A 15,904-nucleotide genomic window follows, 5' to 3' on the forward strand; every position below is an offset into this window, starting at 1 on the left:
CTTTGCCTTACGAGTGCGCGGCCCTGCGGGGCTTGAAACCAGTTGCGCCGCTGGAAGTGGGATGACCAATCCGCGGGCCGGTGGGGGCTGGTCGCGCCCACGCGGCGGAGCCGCATATCGATACAGCCCCGCGCCCCTGGGGGCGGCTGCGCCGGCCCCATCCCCTCAGAGAGCCGCCGCGCCTTGCTCCCTCAGCGCCTGGCCGTACTGCTGCAGCACCCACAGTTCGTTCTGTACGGCGGCCAGCTGGGCCGGGTCGTCGTGGCTGCCGAGTCGCATCAGGGTGCCCTGGATCTCCTGGATGCGGCGGTCCACGGCGCGGCGGCGGACCCAGACCAGCTGCTCGCCCGAGTAGTTCTCGTCGACCGTGCGGCGCATGATCGCCTCGACCGCCAGTTCCGTGACCATCGCGCGGACCGTGTCGTCCGGGGCCGCCTCGCGGACGCGGACCAGGTAGTCCTGGGAGTCCTGGACGCCGTACTCCGTGCCGCCCGCGTCCATGATCGCCTGGCGTACGGCGGCGTACGGCGGGGCGGTGAACTCGTCCATGCCGTACGCGTCGAAGGCCGGGGAGACCAACTCGGGGCGCTGGAGGGCGAGTTTGAGGAGTTCGCGTTCGGTGGCGTACACCGGGTTGCGGAGGTTGAGCGCCGGGCCGGAGACCGCGGGGCGGGGAGCGGAGTCGTACTGCTGCGGGCCCCGCGCCGGCGCCGGTCCCTTGCCGCCCCGGTCGCGCGCCCAACGGGCCAGCTGGGCCACCCGCTTGACCACGAACTGCGTGTCGAGGATGCCGAGCATGCCGGCGAGCTGGACGGCGACCTCGTGCTGGGCGCCGCTGTTCTTGATGCGGGCGACGATCGGGGCCGCTTCGTCCAGAGCGGAAGCTCGGCCCGCGGGGGTGTCCAGGTCGTAGCGGACGACGATCTGGCGGAGCGCGAACTCGAAGAGCGGAGTGCGGGGTTCGACCAGGTCGGCGACCGCCTCGTCGCCCTTGGCGAGGCGCAGCTCGCACGGGTCCATGTTGTCCGGGGCGATCGCGATGTACGTCTCGGCGGCGAACTTCTGGTCGTCCTCGAAGGCGCGCAGGGCCGCCTTCTGGCCGGCCGCGTCGCCGTCGAAGGTGAAGATCACGCGTGCGCTGCCGTTGTCCATCAGCAGCCGGCGGAGGATCTTGATGTGGTCGCCGCCGAAGGCCGTGCCGCAGGTCGCGATCGCTGTCGTCACTCCTGCCAGGTGGCAGGCCATGACGTCGGTGTAGCCCTCCACCACCACCGCGCGGCTGGCCTTGGCGATGTCCTTCTTCGCGAGGTCGATGCCGTAGAGGACCTGGGACTTCTTGTAGATCGCGGTGTCGGGCGTGTTGAGGTACTTCGGGCCGTTGTCCGCCTCGTAGAGCTTGCGCGCGCCGAAGCCGACGACCTCGCCGCCGATGTCGCGGATGGGCCACATCAGGCGGCCGCGGAAGCGGTCGATGGGGCCGCGGCGGCCCTCCTGGGAGAGGCCGGAGAGGAGGAGCTCCTTGTCGGTGAAGCCCTTGCCGCGGAGGAAGCGGGTGAGGTGGTCCCAGCCCTGGGGGCTGTAGCCGACGGAGAAGTGCTCGGCGGCGGACTGGTCGAAGCCGCGCTCGGCGAGGAACTTACGGCCGGTGTCGGCCTCGGGGCTGGTGGCGAGCTGCTCGACGTACCAGTCGGCGGCGATCTTGTGTGCCTCGACCAGGCGGATACGCTCGCCGCGCTGGTGGGAGGGGTTGTACCCGCCCTCTTCGTACCGCAGCGTGATGCCGGCCTGCGCGGCCAGGCGCTCGACGACCTCCGAGAAGGAGAGGTGGTCGACCTTCATCACGAACGTGATGGTGTCGCCGCCCTCCTGGCAGCCGAAGCAGTGGAAGAGTCCCTTGCTCGGGCTGACCTGGAAGGACGGCGACTTCTCGTCGTGGAACGGGCACAGGCCTTTGAGGTTCCCGCCGCCCGCGTTGCGCAGCTGGAGGTACTCGGACACCACGGCGTCGATCGGGACCGCGTCCCGTACCGCCTTCACGTCCTCGTCGTTGATCCGTCCTGCCACGCGTGAATTCTACGGGTGCGGTGTGACAGTCGATCGCCCTCGTCGGGTCACGAGACCAGACTGTCCAGCGGAACGTGCGGGTCCGCAAGCGCCTCCGTGTCCACCTGAGCCTTGGTACGAATCAACTGCTGGATCGGCTCTGTGACGTCCCACACGTTCACGTTCATCCCGGCAAGCACTCGTCCCTGCTTCACCCAGAACGCGATGAACTCACGCTTTCCGGCGTCCCCCCGGATCACCACTTCGTCGTACGACCCCGGGGGCGCCCAGCCGCTGTACTCCATCCCCATGTCGTACTGGTCGGAGAAGAAGTAGGGCACACGGTCGTAGGTGAGGTCGCGGCCGAGCATCGCGCGGGCCGCCGCGGGACCGCCGTTGAGGGCGTTGGCCCAGTGCTCGACGCGCAGCCGGGTGTCGTAGAGGGCGTGGTGGAAGGAAGCGACGTCGCCGGCCGCGTAGATGTCGGGGTCGGAGGTGCGCAGCCGGTCGTCGACCGCGACACCGCCGCCGTGGGCACGGTCGGCCAGCTCCAGCCCCACGGCCTCGGCGAGGGCGGTGCGCGGGGCCGCGCCGACCGCCGCGAGGACGTCGTGCGCGGGGTGCTCCTCGCCGTCGTCGGTGCGGGCGGCCAGGACCACACCGTCCTGGCCGACGATCTCGGTCAGCCGCGCGCCGAAGTGGAAGCGGACGCCGTGCTCGCGATGCAGCTCGGCGAAGAGGTTGCCGAGCTCGGGGCCGAGGACGCCGTGCAGCGGGGTCGGCTCGGGCTCGACGACGGTGACCTCGGCGCCGTACTCACGGGCCGCCGCCGCGACCTCCAGGCCGATCCAGCCGGCACCGGCGATCACGATGTGGCCGTTGTCCCGGCCGAGGGCGGCCAGGACGCCCTTGAGGCGCTCCGCGTGGGCCAGGCGGCGCAGGTGGTGGACGCCCGCGAGGTCCGTGCCCGGGATGTCCAGACGGCGGGGCTCGGCGCCGGTCGCGAGGAGCAGCTTGTCGTAGCGCACGACGGTGCCGTCCTCGCCGTAGCGGACCGTCTTGGCCTCGCGGTCGACGGCGTCGACGGTCGCGCCGAGGTGCAGCTCGATGTCGTTGCGCGCGTACCAGGCGGGTTCGTGCACGAAGACGCTGTCGCGCTCCTCCTTGCCGAGCAGATAGCCCTTGGAGAGCGGCGGGCGCTCGTACGGGTGGTCGCGTTCGTCGCAGATCAGTATCACGCGGCCGGTGAAGCCCTCCGTGCGGAGGGTCTCGGCCGCTTTCGCGCCGGCGAGACCTCCTCCGACGATGACGAAAGTCTGATCCGCGTCGACCACTTGATGCCTCCTCGTAACGGTGCCGCCTCATTGGAGCGTCCCGCACGGAGCGTGATGGGGGAAGAGGGAGTGGCCCGATCAGGCCACGGAGGGTCACATTCGGGCTCGTTTCAGGTCACTCGCGTCTCGTCGGGATCACTGGTTCCCCGTCAGGTGAGCGTGCAGCGAACGCGCTGACGCGTCGGTGAGCGAGGCGATCTGGTCGACGATCACCCGCTTGCGGGCGCGGTCGTCGGGAGCCTGGTCGAACTCCGTGCGGAACTGGGGTTCGAGACCGTCCGGGGCGCGGACGGTGAGCACCTCAGCCAGCTCCGCGACCACGATCCGCTGGTCGGCCCGGAGCCGCTCCTGCTCGGCGCGCTGCATGACGTACCGGTCGGCGACGGCCTTCAGGACCGCGCACTCCAGCCGCGTCTCATGGGGTACGACGAGTTCGGCGGCGTATCTCGTCAGCCGCCCTCGGCCGTACGCCTCGCGCGTGGCGCCCTCGGCGGAGAGGCAGAAGCGGCCGATGAGCTGGCTGGTGGCGTCCTTGAGGCGGGCCTGGGCGACGGCCGAACCGTCATAGCCGTGCGGCCACCATTCCTGGTCCTGGAGGCGGTCGAGGGCGGCGGCGAGTTCGGCGGGGTCGGTGTCCGCGGGGACGTACCGGCCGATGGCGACCGCGAACACCGCCTGGCGTTCCGGTTCCGCGTGCAGGTAGTTGGGGTCGATGTGACCGGCGTGCAGGCCGTCCTCGACGTCGTGCACGGAGTACGCCACGTCGTCGGACCAGTCCATGACCTGGGCCTCGAAGGTGGTGCGGGTGCCGGGGGCGTCCTTGCGGACCCAGTCGAAGACGGGGCGGTCGTCTTCGTAGACGCCGAATTTCTGGGACTTGGGGTCGGTGGGGTGCGCTCCGCGGGGCCAGGGGTACTTGGTGGCGGCGTCGAGGGTGGCTCGGGTGAGGTTGAGTCCTACCGAGCCCTCAGGGGTGAACCGCTTGGGTTCGATGCGGGTGAGGAGTCTCAGGGACTGGGCGTTGCCCTCGAAGCCGCCGCAGTCCTCCGCGAATTCGTTGAGGGCCTGTTCGCCGTTGTGGCCGAAGGGGGGGTGGCCGAGGTCGTGGGAGAGACAGGCGGCTTCGACCAGGTCGGGGTCGCAACCCAGGGCGGCTCCGAGTTCTCGGCCTACCTGGGCGCACTCCAGGGAGTGGGTGAGGCGGGTGCGGGGGCTTGCGTCCCAGGCCTGGCTGCGGGTTCCTGGGGTGACGACCTGGGTTTTGCCGGCGAGCCTTCTGAGCGCGGAGGAGTGGAGGATGCGGGCGCGGTCGCGTTGGAAGGCGGTTCGGCCGGGGCGCTTGTCTGGCTCGAGAGCCCAGCGTTCGGTTGACGGCAGGTCGTACGACATGTCTCGACAGTACGGGCAGGTGCTGACAATTGTGGTGCGCCTGAGTGTCTGCCGGGTTCTGTGGTTTGGCGGGTGCGGGCCGTATGTGGCTGGTCGCGCCCACGCGGCGGAGCCGCAAATTGATACAGCCCCGCGCCCCTAGGGAGTTGCAGTCACCCCTGGCTCTTATGCCGAGGCCAGTGCCGGTTCTGCCGATGCCGGTGTCGCCAATGCCTGGTCGTAGCGGTGCAGGATCAGGCTTGCCATCGCCGGGTGCGTGCCCAAGGGGGCCGACGCGATCCACGGGGCCGCCTCCGCGGACTCCGTGGCGAAGCGGCCGGGGGCGGTGAAGTAGGAGGCGACGGCCACCCTCGTGCGGCCGCTCGCCGCCAGGGCGCGGATGGCGTCCGGGACCGTCGGGGCTGCCGTTGTCGCGTAGGCGGGGACCACCGGGACGCCGAGGCGTTCCGAGAGGAGGTGGGCCGTGCGGCCGGTGTCGACCTTCGATGCCGGGTCGCGGGAACCCGCCGCCGCCAGGACCACCGCGCTCTGCCTGCGCGTCGCCTCGTCCATGCGGGTGCGCCAGCCGGCCTCGACCAGGCGGGAGTACAGGGTCTCCACCAGGAGGGGGTGCGGGCCCAGCGGGGCGGCCACGCGTGCGCGTACCCGGGTCGCGGCGGCCATCTCGGGAATGTCGCGCTTGACGTGGTAGCCGCGGCTCAGGAGCAGCGGGACGAGGATCGCCTCGCTGTCTCCGAGGGAGGCGAGCGTGTCGGTCAGCAGGGGCTCGTTCAGCTCGATGTGGCCGAGGTGCACGGGCAGGCCCGGACGCAGGTCGCGAACCTTGTCCAGGAGCGTGCGTACGGTGCTCAGGGCGCGCGGGTCGCGGCTGCCGTGCGCCACGACGACGAGCGCCGGCGGGGCCGCGCGCCGTCGGCCGTCGAGCGACACGAGGCTGAGCTGGCTGGCGAGCTGGCTGCTGATCCGGTTCATGAGGTGCGCCGTACTGTCGAGGGGGACCGTCTTGGACTCGTCGCGAGGAGCTTCCGACTTACTCGTCGCCGTCATGGACCGATGGTGGCGGCGGGAGGTTGCCACCCCATTGCACAGGAATGACGGGTCTTTTCCGAGGGTTCACGGTGGGGTGCATGGGGTGTGTGAGGTGCTGTGACCTGCGGTTTCGACCACCGAAGTGAAGCTGGTCACAGCGTCGGCGGTGAACCGGAAGGGCTTACATCACGTCCCTGACTGTCGAAGGCCGACCAGGAAGGACCCTCCGTGAGACTGCGAAGGCTGCGAAGACTGCGTATTCCGCGCACCCGCACCGGGCAGCGGAGGCTGGTCCAGGCCGTGATGGCGGGGTGTGTGCTGGCCCTGCTTCCGGCGACCTGGATGTACGTCGTGACGGGCGACCGGCTGCGTACGACCGCGGACGTGCCGCGCACCGAGGTCGCGGTCGTCTTCGGGGCCGGCCTGTGGGACGGCGAGCCGTCGCCGTATCTCGCCCACCGCCTGGACGCGGCGGCGAAGCTCTACCGCGAGAACCGGGTCGAGGTCCTCCTCGTCACCGGCGACAACAGCCGCGAGGACTACGACGAGCCGGACGCGATGCGCACCTACCTGACGAAGCACGGAGTCCCGGACGGGCGGATCGTCAGCGACTACGCCGGCTTCGACACCTGGGACTCCTGCGTCCGGGCGAAGAAGATCTTCGGCGTCGACCAGGCCGTCCTGATCAGCCAGGGGTTCCACATCCGGCGTGCGGTCGCGTTGTGCCAGGCCGCGGGCGTCACGTCGTACGGCATCGGAGTCGAAGCCAAGCACGACGTCACCTGGTACTACGGCGGCACCCGCGAGCTCTTCGCGGCGGGCAAGGCCGCCCTGGACGCGGTGTTCGAGCCCGACCCCCGGTTCCTCGGGCCGAGGGAACCGGGGGTGACGAACGCGCTCGCTAGCGCCCGGTGAAGCGCGGCGCGCGTTTCTCCAGGAACGCGGTCATGCCCTCCTTCTGGTCGTGGGTGGCGAACAGGGCGTGGAAGACGCGTCGTTCGAAGCGGATGCCGTCGCGCAGGCCCGTTTCGAGGGACTGGTTCACGCACTCGCGGGCCGCCCTGACAGCCGTGCGGCCGTACGAGGCGATCGTCTCCGCCGCCTCCGACGCCTCGGGGAGGACCCGGTCGTCGGGCACCACCCGGGAGACGAGACCGGCGGCCTCCGCCTCCCTCGCGTCCATCGTGCGGCCGGTGAGGACCAGGTCCATCGCCTTGGCCCGGCCCACCAGGCGGGTCAGCCGCTGGGTGCCACCGATGCCCGGGATCACGCCCAGCTTGATCTCCGGCTGGCCGAAGACCGCCGACTCCCCCGCGATCACGAGGTCGCACATCATCGCGAGTTCGCAACCGCCGCCCAGGGCATGCCCGTTGACGGCGGCGATCTTCGGGGTGCGAAGGTCCGCGAACTCCTCCCAGGCCGCGAAGTAGTCCTCCGCGGCCATGTCGACGGCCGACCTGGCGGACATCTCCTTGATGTCGGCGCCGGCCGCGAAGACCTTCTCCGAACCGGTCACCACGAAGCAGCCGACGTCGGGGTCCGTGTCCAACGGGCGGAGGGATTCGAGGAGTTCGGCGAGCAGTTCGCCGTTCAGTGCGTTGAGCACGTGCGGGCGGTGCAGGCGTACGGTCGCGACACGGCCGTAGCGCTCGATCTTGATGGTGTTCATCGACTTCCCTTCCAGGCCGGAGAGTTACGAGTCCCAGATCGCCCCGTACGCCGGAATCCCCCGTCGCTCCAGGCCGTGCACGACCTGCCAGGTCAGCTTCTTGTTGGAGATGCAGATGACCGCCTCGGCGCCGAAGTCCCGGTAGGCTTCGTAGGCGAGGCGGACCATGTCGGGCTTGCCGTGCTGGGAGGTGTCCCAGACGAGGGCGTGGGGCTGGACGGCGAGGATCTCGTCGACGAGGTCGTCGCCGTAGGTGGTGCGGGGGGCGCGGGTCGCCCAGACCAGGCGGGAGGGGACCTCGGCGGCGAGCAGGTGGGGCAGGCAGGGGCCGATGCCGCTGCCGGTCGCGACGTAGACCACCTTCTTGAACAGGGTCTCGATGTTGGCGACCCCGGCCGTGGTGATGCCCTTCACCCACACCCGGGACGGCAGATCGTCGATGAAGGAGCCGGTCCAGTCGCCGGCGCGGGAGATGGTGAGGCGGAAGCCGGGCTCGCCGGGGGCGGGGACGTTGGCGAAGGAGTGCCATTCCTTCAGCGGGCTGCGGCTGATCGCGGTGGAGGAGCCCGCGAAGGGGGTCTCGCCGTGGTCGAAGCGGGCCAGCACGACGTGCGGGGAGGGGCGTTCGAGGCGTACGTCGACCTTGCGCAGCCGCAGCCAGGGCAGGGCGACGCTGAAGGTGACGCCCGCGAGGACGGTCACTTCCGCCGGACCCGGGGCCGACAGCAGCGTGTGCGTCCAGAACAGGACGAGCGCCGTCCAGCCGCCGAAGCGGTGGATCTTCTCGAAGTGGTCGTGGTGGCGGGAGCGGAAGGGGGGCAGGGCGGTGGCGATGATGACGACGAGGAGGGCGATCAGGATCCAACCGACCGCGATCAAGGGCAGGTTGGATCCGTCGACCGTCACCACGACCGCCAGCGCGAGGAACCAGAGTGAACCCGCCAGCGCCCCGCCCACGTGCAGTCCGCCGAAGTGGTACACCTTCCCCAGCGTCCAGCGCACCTTCAGCGGCCAGTTCGTCGGCGCCCAAGTGGCCAGCCGGAAGAAGAGGTTGACCACGTACTGCTGGCGTACGACGACGGCGAGGGCGAGGTTGGCGAGGGCCGCGTGGCCCAGCGTGCGCACCGACGGGGTCCAACTGCCGTACAGAAAGAGCAGGTTGGCCGTGAACACCAGGGCCGCCAGGCGGTTGTAGTGCATCAGGCGGGGGTGCTTGATCAGGCGACGGCCCGCCGAGGTGAGCGGGGGGAGTTCTACGGCCTCCCGGTCCAGTGACGTGGTCATCGGGCGGCCACCGCCTGAAGAGCCGTCCGCTCCGTCCGCTCCGTCCGCTCCGTCCTCTCCGTCCGCTCCTCGGCCATCCGCAGCAGCGCCTGTTTGTCGATCTTGCCGCGGTCGGTCTCGGGCAGGAATGGCAGGGGCATGACACTCTCGGGCACGCAGTAGTACGGCAGCGCGTCCGCCACCGCGCGCCGGGCTGTGCCGGGGTCGACGTCCGCCGGGCAGACGAACGACACCAGGGTCCGCGCGTCCCGCTTCAGCGTCACCGCGCGCGAGCAGCCCTCGACCGATTCCAGGACCGCCGAGACCGAGTCGAGTTCGACGCGGAAGCCGCGGACCTTGACCTGGTCGTCGGTGCGGCCGAGGTGTTCCAGTTCGCCGTCGGGGGTCCAGCGGCCGAGGTCGCGGGTGCGGAACATACGGCGGCCGCCGCCGAGGAAGGGGTCGGGGGCGTAGCGCTCGGCGTTCAGCCGGTCATTGCCCAGGTAGCCCGCCGAGACGCAGTCGCCGCCCGCCCACATCTCGCCCACCTCGCCGATGGGGAGGGGACGGCGGTCGGCGTCCAGGACGTAGACCGTGTTGTTGGGGGTCGGGCGGCCGATGGTCAGCAGCTCGGCGGCCGGGGTGTGGCGGCGCATCGTGTTCACGATGGTCGTCTCCGTCGGGCCGCAGCAGTTGAAGAAGGCCGCCTGCCGGGCCCAGCGGTCGGCGAGCGGGCGCGGGCAGGGCTCCCCGGCCACGGCGACCGTGCGCACGTGCGGGCAGGCGGCGGGGTCGATGCCGGACAGGACGGTCGGCGTGGCGATCAGCACGTCGGCCGTACGGGCCGCGGCCGCGATGTCCTTGCCGCGGATGACCAGGGTGGCGCCGTGGGTGAGGCAGCCGAGGATCTCCCAGGCGGCCATGTCGAAGGCGATGCTGAGGAGCTGGGCCACGCGGTCGCCGGGACGGATGCCGAGGCCGCCGGGTTCGGTGAGGAGGATGCCCGCGACGTTGCGGTGGGTGACCTTCACACCGTTGGGCCGGCCGGTGGTGCCGGAGGTGAAGAGGACGTAGCAGCCGTCGTCGGGGCTGATCCGCCGGACGGGCGGGGTCGCCGGTTCGTACGGCTGGGGCTCGTCGAGGGTGATCAGCCGGTGGCCGGGCGGCAGCGGCACCCGGTGGGCGTGTTCGGCGACGGTGAGGACGACGCGCGTGCGGGCGGTGCGGACGACGTGGGCGAGCTGGGCCGGGGGCGCGAGGCCGATGTCCTGGGGGACATAGGCGGCGCCCGCCTTCAGGATGCCGAGCAGGCCCACGAGCATCGGGATCGAACGGCGTACGAAGAGTCCGACATGGTCGCCGGGCCGTACGCCCTCTCTCACCAGGCGGGCGGCGAGCGCGGTCGCGTACCGGTCCAGCTCGCCGTAGGTGATCGTCCCGCCCTGGTGTTCGGCGGCGACGGAGTGGGGGGCGGCGGCTGCGTGCCGTTCGACGGCGCGGTGGACGAGCGGGTCCGGGACGGGGACGGTGGGGCCGTGGCCGTACTGCCGGAAGAGGTGCTGATCGCGGGGGGCTAAGTGGCGCAGAGGCATGCTGGGGGGACCTCCTGGCTGGCTTTTCGAGTGACGGTTTGCCTGGCGCCAAGCTGGATCGATCCGCGCTCGACTGTAGTTCCGGTTTTTCAACTCTCAACAAGGCGTGATCGGCCAACCACGAAACGGAATGAGCCACATGTGGCGTCTTTCACCACACGGGCAACTTCCGTACCGGCCGGCGGCAACTCTGAGGTGGCCAGGTGTGCGCCTCGACCAGCGGGGTCGTATGCGCCTCACGGCGTCCGCCCGGCAGCGGGGAGGCTCCCGCCCCGGGCGCGTAACACAGAGCCGCCCTCCGTGTAACACGGCCGAAGCACGCTGAGGAGCATGCCGAACTCCGTGACGCCCACGCACTGCCCGTACTGCGCCCTGCAGTGCGGGATGAACCTGACTCCCGCACCGGACGGGACCGTCGAGGTGACCGAGCGCGCGGATTTCCCGGTGAACCGGGGCGCGCTGTGCGGCAAGGGCCGTACCGCGCCGGCGGTGCTCTCGTCCCGGGTGCGGCTGACCTCCCCGTTGGTGCGCTCCGAGGGCACGCTCGTGCCCGCATCCTGGGACGAGGCACTGGACCGGATCGCCGAGGGGCTGTCCCGCACGCGCACGGAGCATGGTCCGGACGCGTGCGGGGTCTTCGGCGGGGGCGGCCTGACGAACGAGAAGGCGTACACCCTCGGCAAGTTCGCGCGCGTGGTGCTCGGCACCTCGCAGATCGACTACAACGGCCGCTTCTGCATGTCGTCCGCGGCGGCCGGCGGCATGAAGGCGTTCGGCCTGGACCGGGGTCTGCCGTTCCCGCTGGAGGACATCCCGAAGACGGGCTGCGTGATCCTCGTCGGGTCGAACCTCGCGGAGACGATGCCGCCCTCGCTGCGTTTCTTCAACGAGCTGAAGGAGAACGGCGGCACGCTGATCGTCATCGACCCGCGCCGCACCAAGACCGCCGAGCACGCCGACCTGCACCTCGCACCCCGCCCGGGCACCGACCTCGCGCTGGCGCTCGGAATGCTGCACCTGGTGGTGGCGGAAGGTCTCACAGACGAGGCGTACGTCAGTGAGCGCACGGCCGGCTGGGAGGACGCGCGGGCCGCGGCGATGGCCCACTGGCCGGAATACGTGGAACGGATCACGGGCGTGTCCGTGCCCGAACTCCGCGAGGCCGTACGGATGTTCTGCGAGCCCGAGGCCGCGATGGTGCTCACCGCACGCGGGCCCGAGCAGCAGTCCAAGGGCACGGACACCGTGGGCGCGTGGATCAACCTGTGCCTGGCCACGGGACGGGCGGGACGCCCCTTCTCCGGGTACGGCTGTCTGACCGGGCAGGGCAACGGACAGGGCGGACGCGAACACGGCCAGAAGGCCGACCAGTTGCCCGGCTACCGCAAGCTGGACGACCCGGCGGCGCGGCGCCATGTGGCCGATGTGTGGGGCGTGGACCCCGACTCGCTGCCCGGTCCCGGGCGCAGTGCCTACGAGCTGCTCGACGCGCTGGGCACGGACATCAAGTCGCTGCTGCTGATGGGCTCGAACCCGGTGGTGTCGGCGCCGCACGCCGCACACATCGAGGAGCGCATCAAGTCCCTTGATTTCCTTGCCGTTTGTGACGTCGTCCTGTCGGAGACTGCCGCGCTCGCGGATGTCGTACTGCCGGTGACGCAGTGGGCCGAGGAGACGGGGACGACGACCAACCTGGAGGGGCGCGTGCTGCTGCGGAAGCAGGCGATCACGCCTCCGGACGGCATCCGCAGCGACCTGGAGGTCATGCACGAGCTGGCCGACCGGCTGGGTGTGGAGAAGGGCTTCCCGACCGATCCCGAGGAGGTCTTCGAGGAGCTGCGGCGCGCGAGCGCGGGCGGGCCCGCGGACTACTCCGGGATCACGTACCGGCGGCTGGCGGAGGAGAACGGGGTGTTCTGGCCGTGCCCCTCCGCCGACTCGGACGCGGGAGCGGTCCACCCCGGCACCCCCCGCCTCTTCCTCGACCGTTTCGCCACCGCGGACGGCCGCGCCCGCTTCGTACCCGTCTCGCACCGGCCGATCGCCGAGGAGCCGGACGACGACTACCCCGTCCTGCTCACCACCGGGCGGGTGGTGGCGCAGTACCAGTCCGGCGCCCAGACCCGGCGCGTCGACGAGCTGAACGCCGCCGCACCCGGACCGTTCGTCGAGCTGCACCCGCGCCTCGCGGAACGGCTGGGCGCGGCCGAGGGCGACCCGGTGGCCGTGGTCTCCCGACGGGGCCGGGCCGTGGCACCGGCCCGGATCACGCTGGGGATCCGCCCCGACACCGTCTTCATGCCCTTCCACTGGCACGGCGAGGGCCGCGCCAACACCCTGACCAACCCGGCCCTCGACCCGACCTCCCGGATGCCGGAGTTCAAGGCGTGCGCGGTGCGGTTGGAGGCGGTGAAGTCATAGGCCTCTCAGGCTGGTTCGCCTACGCTGGCCTGCGATGACAGACGACACGTTCGGCTACCGCTGGGGCCACTCCGCCCTCACTCTCGACCTCGACCTGGGCCTCGACGGTGAGGCGCCCCGACTGCTGCGGGTGGCCCGGCCCGATGACCCGGAGTCGCCGCCGGTCGCGCTGCCGATGGTCGACGTGACCCTGCTGGGCGCGGGCACCGGCTGGTCCGGTCCGCGCTTCCGGGGTACGGCGCTCGGGGCGCGCCTGCGGTACCGGGCACACCATGCGGCGTACGGCGACGGGTGGCACCACCTGGCGGTCGAACTGCACGACGCGGACAGCGGGTTGACCGCCTTCGCCGAGTACTCCTCCCCCGACGCGGTCCCGGTACTGCGCTCCCGTGTCCGGCTGCGCAACGACGGCACCGAACCGCTGACCGTCCGCTCCGTCGGCAGCCTCCTCCTCGGCGGCCTGCCCTCCCCCGACGTGCTCGACGCGCACCGGGCCCGCAACGACTGGCTCGCCGAGTGCCGTTGGTACACCGAGCCGCTGCGGGACTCCGTCCCGGACATCGGCCGGGACGTCCACGAGCACGACGCGCGTGCGGCGCTACGGCTGACCGGGCGGGGCAGCTGGCCGACCGACGGGCACCTGGCGATGGGCGCGCTCACCGACCGTACGGACGGGCGCTGCCGGCTGTGGCAGGTGGAGTCGGCGGCGGGCTGGGTGTGGGACGCGGGCGAGGCGCCGGCCTCGCGGACGTACGTCGGGCTCGGTGGTCCGACCTACGACGACCACGGCTGGCTCCAAGTGCTCGAACCAGGCGAGGAGTTCGCCTCCGAGTACGCGGCGCTCGCGCTCGGCGACGGCTTCGACGGAGCGCTGGCCGCGCTGACGTCGTACCGCCGGCGCGTCCGCCACCCGCACCCGGACCACGACCGCCTCCCGGTCGTCTTCAACGACTACATGAACACCCTGATGGGCGACCCCACGACCGAGAAGCTGCTGCCGCTCGTCGACGCGGCGGCGGACGCGGGCGCGGAGTACTTCTGCGTCGACGCCGGCTGGTACGACGACACGGTGGACGGCGGCTGGTGGGACAGCGTGGGTGCGTGGGAGGCGTCCACGCGCCGCTTCCCGGGCGGGCTCGGCCTCGGAGAGGTGCTGGGGCGGATCCGCGAGCGCGGGATGGTGCCGGGGCTGTGGCTGGAGCCGGAGGTGGTGGGTGTGCGCAGTGAGATGGCCTCAGTGTTGCCGGCCGCTGCCTTCCTGCGCCACGACGACGGCAGCCGGGTCACCGAACAGGGCCGCCACCAGCTGGACTTGACGCATCCGGCGGCCCGGGCGCACCTGGACGCGACGGTCGACCGGATCGTCGGCGACTGGGGCGTGGGCTATCTGAAGCTGGACTACAACATCACGACCTCGGCGCCGGGGCTGCTGGAGCACACGCGGGCGTGGCGGTCCTGGCTGTCGTCCGTCCTGGACCGGCATCCGGACCTGGTGATCGAGAACTGCGCCTCGGGCGGCATGCGCATGGACGGCGCGTCCCTGTCGGTCGCCCAGCTCCAGTCGACCTCCGACCAGCAGGATCCCGTCCGCTACCCGCCGATCGCGGCGGCGGCTCCGACGGTGGTCCCGCCGGAGCAGGGAGCGGTGTGGGCGTACCCGCAACCGTCGTACACGGACGCGGAGATCGCCTTCACCCTCGGTACGGCGATGCTGGGCCGCATTCATCTCTCCGGGCACCTGGACCGTATGACGACTCGTCAACTGGACCTGGTACGGAACGCGTTGGCGACGTACAAGGTGATCCGCGAGGATCTGCGCACCGCGCTGCCCTTCTGGCCGCTGGGGCTGCCGGGGTGGACGGACGAGTGGCTGGCGCTGGGGCTGCGGGGGCCGGTTCCGGTCGAGGGGGCGACGTATCTGTCGGTGTGGCGGCGGGGCGGCGAGACGGAACTGACCTTGCCCGTACGCCACTTGGCGCGGACCGAGAGCGTACGGGTGGAGGTCCTGCACGCCACCGCAGGTGCGGCGGCGGAGTGGGACGGGCCGACGGGACTGCGGGTGACGCTGCCGTCGGCGCCGTCGGTCGTGCTGGTGCGGCTTACGTAGGCGAAGCGCCCGACGGCATCGCGGGCGGTGAGCCGCTCGGCTGTCCGGTGGGCGGCTCGGGTGGCTGGCTTCCGCCGCCGGGAGGCGGGCTTCCGCCGTCTCCGCTCCCCGCGCCCGTGTTCTCCTTGTCCGGGTCGATGCCGACCGTCAGCGTGCCCGTGAACCCCTTGTCCACGGACCCGGTGATGGTCATGAGCCCGTCCTTGGCGCCGCCGCCGGCGTAGACCATGTCGTCGTCCAACTTGGTCCAGGTGCCGACGTGTTGGCTGTACGGCTCGGTCTTGTAGACCTCGTCGCCGTACTTGTCGTCGAAGAAGAGCTGGCCGGTCCAGTTGACCTTGCCGCCCTCGTAGGTGTCGTCGGCCTTCTTGCCGCCGGTGTGCACCTTGACGTGGATGTGCGTGGTGCGCGGGGTGTACCAGCCGGGGTAGATCGTCGTGATCTCCACGACGCCGTTGCCGTTGGTGGTCTGGTAGCCGCGCAGGTACGTCTTGTCGTTCGCCCCGCTGGTGTCCTCGCTCTCCTCGGGGACCGAGGTACCGCCGGGGCCGGTGGTGGTGTAGCCGGAGTAGTAGCCCCAGGCGTCGCAGTGCCAGATCTCGACGGCGGCGTCCTTGACCGGTTCGCAGTCGTCCGTCTGGTCCAGCACGGTCAGCTTCACCATGAGGGGGACGCCCTCCTTGCCCTCGGTGATGTTCTTCCGGAACAGGGCGCCGTCGAGGTAGTACGGCCCTTCGGTGACGCTGCCGTTGAGGACGCAGATGTCGGAGGCCGTGCCGGAGGCGGAGGCCGAACCGGAGGCCGCTGCCTGGATGTCGGAGTCGTCGTCGGAGGAGCACGAGGTGACGCCCAGCCCCACGGCCGCCCCGGCCGCCACCCCGCTGAGCGCGAGCGCGCGTCTTCTGGTGATGTCGCTGTCGTTCATGGCGTTCATGGCGGGAGGGTAGGCAGGCCCGATGCGCCGGATGGGGGTGCCGCACGGGGTGGTCGCCCACACGGACGCGACGCGCTCCGCTGGGTGCGGCGATATGCGGCTCCGCCGCGGGGCCGCGACAGG

The 15,904-nt window shown here is 71.1% G+C and carries 11 protein-coding genes; 3 read left to right on the top strand and 8 right to left on the bottom strand.

The window, feature by feature from the left end:
* Positions 1 to 165: 165 nt before the first annotated feature.
* The 4 genes from dnaG to IG08_RS0141090 all read right to left on the bottom strand — a co-directional run bounded on the left by dnaG (position 166) and on the right by IG08_RS0141090 (position 5,813).
* Positions 166 to 2,064 carry a DNA primase gene (gene dnaG, locus IG08_RS0141075; RefSeq protein ID WP_030615510.1) on the bottom strand — a complete coding sequence of 633 codons (1,899 nt, stop codon included), beginning with the start codon at positions 2,062 to 2,064 and terminating at the stop codon, positions 166 to 168.
* Positions 2,065 to 2,111: 47 nt separating this feature from the next.
* A complete protein-coding gene (locus IG08_RS0141080) occupies positions 2,112 to 3,377 on the bottom strand; it encodes an NAD(P)/FAD-dependent oxidoreductase (RefSeq protein ID WP_030615514.1) in 1,266 nt (421 codons plus the stop codon).
* A gap of 135 nt (positions 3,378 to 3,512) precedes the next feature.
* Entirely contained in the window at positions 3,513 to 4,766 is a 1,254-nt protein-coding gene (locus IG08_RS0141085) for a deoxyguanosinetriphosphate triphosphohydrolase (RefSeq protein ID WP_030615516.1), read from the bottom strand.
* A gap of 165 nt (positions 4,767 to 4,931) precedes the next feature.
* Positions 4,932 to 5,813 (bottom strand): sirohydrochlorin chelatase, encoded by an 882-nt coding sequence (locus tag IG08_RS0141090; RefSeq protein WP_030615519.1) that lies wholly within the window; start codon positions 5,811 to 5,813, stop codon positions 4,932 to 4,934.
* A gap of 210 nt (positions 5,814 to 6,023) precedes the next feature.
* Between IG08_RS0141090 and IG08_RS0141095 the strand changes: the two genes are divergently transcribed.
* Positions 6,024 to 6,710, top strand: coding sequence for a SanA/YdcF family protein (locus tag IG08_RS0141095; RefSeq protein WP_030615522.1), 687 nt, complete (start codon positions 6,024 to 6,026; stop codon positions 6,708 to 6,710).
* Here IG08_RS0141095 and IG08_RS0141100 read toward each other — a convergent pair.
* The 3 genes from IG08_RS0141100 to IG08_RS0141110 are packed head-to-tail and all read right to left on the bottom strand — an operon-like array spanning position 6,697 to position 10,319.
* Positions 6,697 to 7,464: an enoyl-CoA hydratase-related protein gene (locus IG08_RS0141100; RefSeq protein ID WP_030615524.1), complete on the bottom strand. Its 768-nt coding sequence runs from the start codon at positions 7,462 to 7,464 to the stop codon at positions 6,697 to 6,699. The two genes, IG08_RS0141095 and IG08_RS0141100, sit on opposite strands and share 14 nt — an antisense overlap.
* A 24-nt stretch (positions 7,465 to 7,488) precedes the next feature.
* Entirely contained in the window at positions 7,489 to 8,748 is a 1,260-nt protein-coding gene (locus IG08_RS0141105) for a ferredoxin reductase domain-containing protein (protein WP_030615527.1), read from the bottom strand.
* Positions 8,745 to 10,319, bottom strand: coding sequence for an amino acid adenylation domain-containing protein (locus tag IG08_RS0141110; RefSeq protein WP_052425070.1), 1,575 nt, complete (start codon positions 10,317 to 10,319; stop codon positions 8,745 to 8,747). Before IG08_RS0141110 ends, IG08_RS0141105 begins: the two co-directional genes overlap by 4 nt.
* A gap of 330 nt (positions 10,320 to 10,649) precedes the next feature.
* On the opposite strand from IG08_RS0141110, the gene IG08_RS0141115 reads away from it, so the two are divergent.
* Both IG08_RS0141115 and IG08_RS0141120 read left to right on the top strand, forming a co-directional pair.
* Entirely contained in the window at positions 10,650 to 12,740 is a 2,091-nt protein-coding gene (locus tag IG08_RS0141115) for a molybdopterin oxidoreductase family protein (protein WP_030615533.1), read from the top strand.
* Positions 12,741 to 12,774: 34 nt separating this feature from the next.
* Positions 12,775 to 14,847, top strand: a complete 2,073-nt coding sequence (locus IG08_RS0141120) for an alpha-galactosidase (RefSeq protein WP_030615536.1) — start codon at positions 12,775 to 12,777, stop codon at positions 14,845 to 14,847.
* On the opposite strand, the gene IG08_RS0141125 is transcribed toward IG08_RS0141120, so the two are convergent.
* The gene (locus IG08_RS0141125) at positions 14,840 to 15,781 is read right to left on the bottom strand and encodes an intradiol ring-cleavage dioxygenase (protein ID WP_476713219.1); all 942 of its coding nucleotides are present in this window, start codon (positions 15,779 to 15,781) and stop codon (positions 14,840 to 14,842) included. The genes IG08_RS0141120 and IG08_RS0141125 overlap by 8 nt on opposite strands.
* Positions 15,782 to 15,904: the final 123 nt, after the last annotated feature.

Origin of the sequence: Streptomyces fulvoviolaceus (assembly GCF_000718165.1) — a bacterium.
Lineage (GTDB): Bacteria > Actinomycetota > Actinomycetes > Streptomycetales > Streptomycetaceae > Streptomyces > Streptomyces fulvoviolaceus.

Coding starts and splice junctions, on each gene's coding strand:
- IG08_RS0141085 (WP_030615516.1), bottom strand. CDS start 4,766: ATGTCGTACGACCTGCCGTCAACCGAACGCTGGGCTCTCGAGCCAGAC.
- IG08_RS0141090 (WP_030615519.1), bottom strand. CDS start 5,813: ATGACGGCGACGAGTAAGTCGGAAGCTCCTCGCGACGAGTCCAAGACG.
- IG08_RS0141100 (WP_030615524.1), bottom strand. CDS start 7,464: ATGAACACCATCAAGATCGAGCGCTACGGCCGTGTCGCGACCGTACGC.
- IG08_RS0141105 (WP_030615527.1), bottom strand. CDS start 8,748: ATGACCACGTCACTGGACCGGGAGGCCGTAGAACTCCCCCCGCTCACC.
- IG08_RS0141110 (WP_052425070.1), bottom strand. CDS start 10,319: ATGCCTCTGCGCCACTTAGCCCCCCGCGATCAGCACCTCTTCCGGCAG.
- IG08_RS0141115 (WP_030615533.1), top strand. CDS start 10,650: ATGCCGAACTCCGTGACGCCCACGCACTGCCCGTACTGCGCCCTGCAG.
- IG08_RS0141120 (WP_030615536.1), top strand. CDS start 12,775: ATGACAGACGACACGTTCGGCTACCGCTGGGGCCACTCCGCCCTCACT.
- IG08_RS0141125 (WP_476713219.1), bottom strand. CDS start 15,781: ATGAACGCCATGAACGACAGCGACATCACCAGAAGACGCGCGCTCGCG.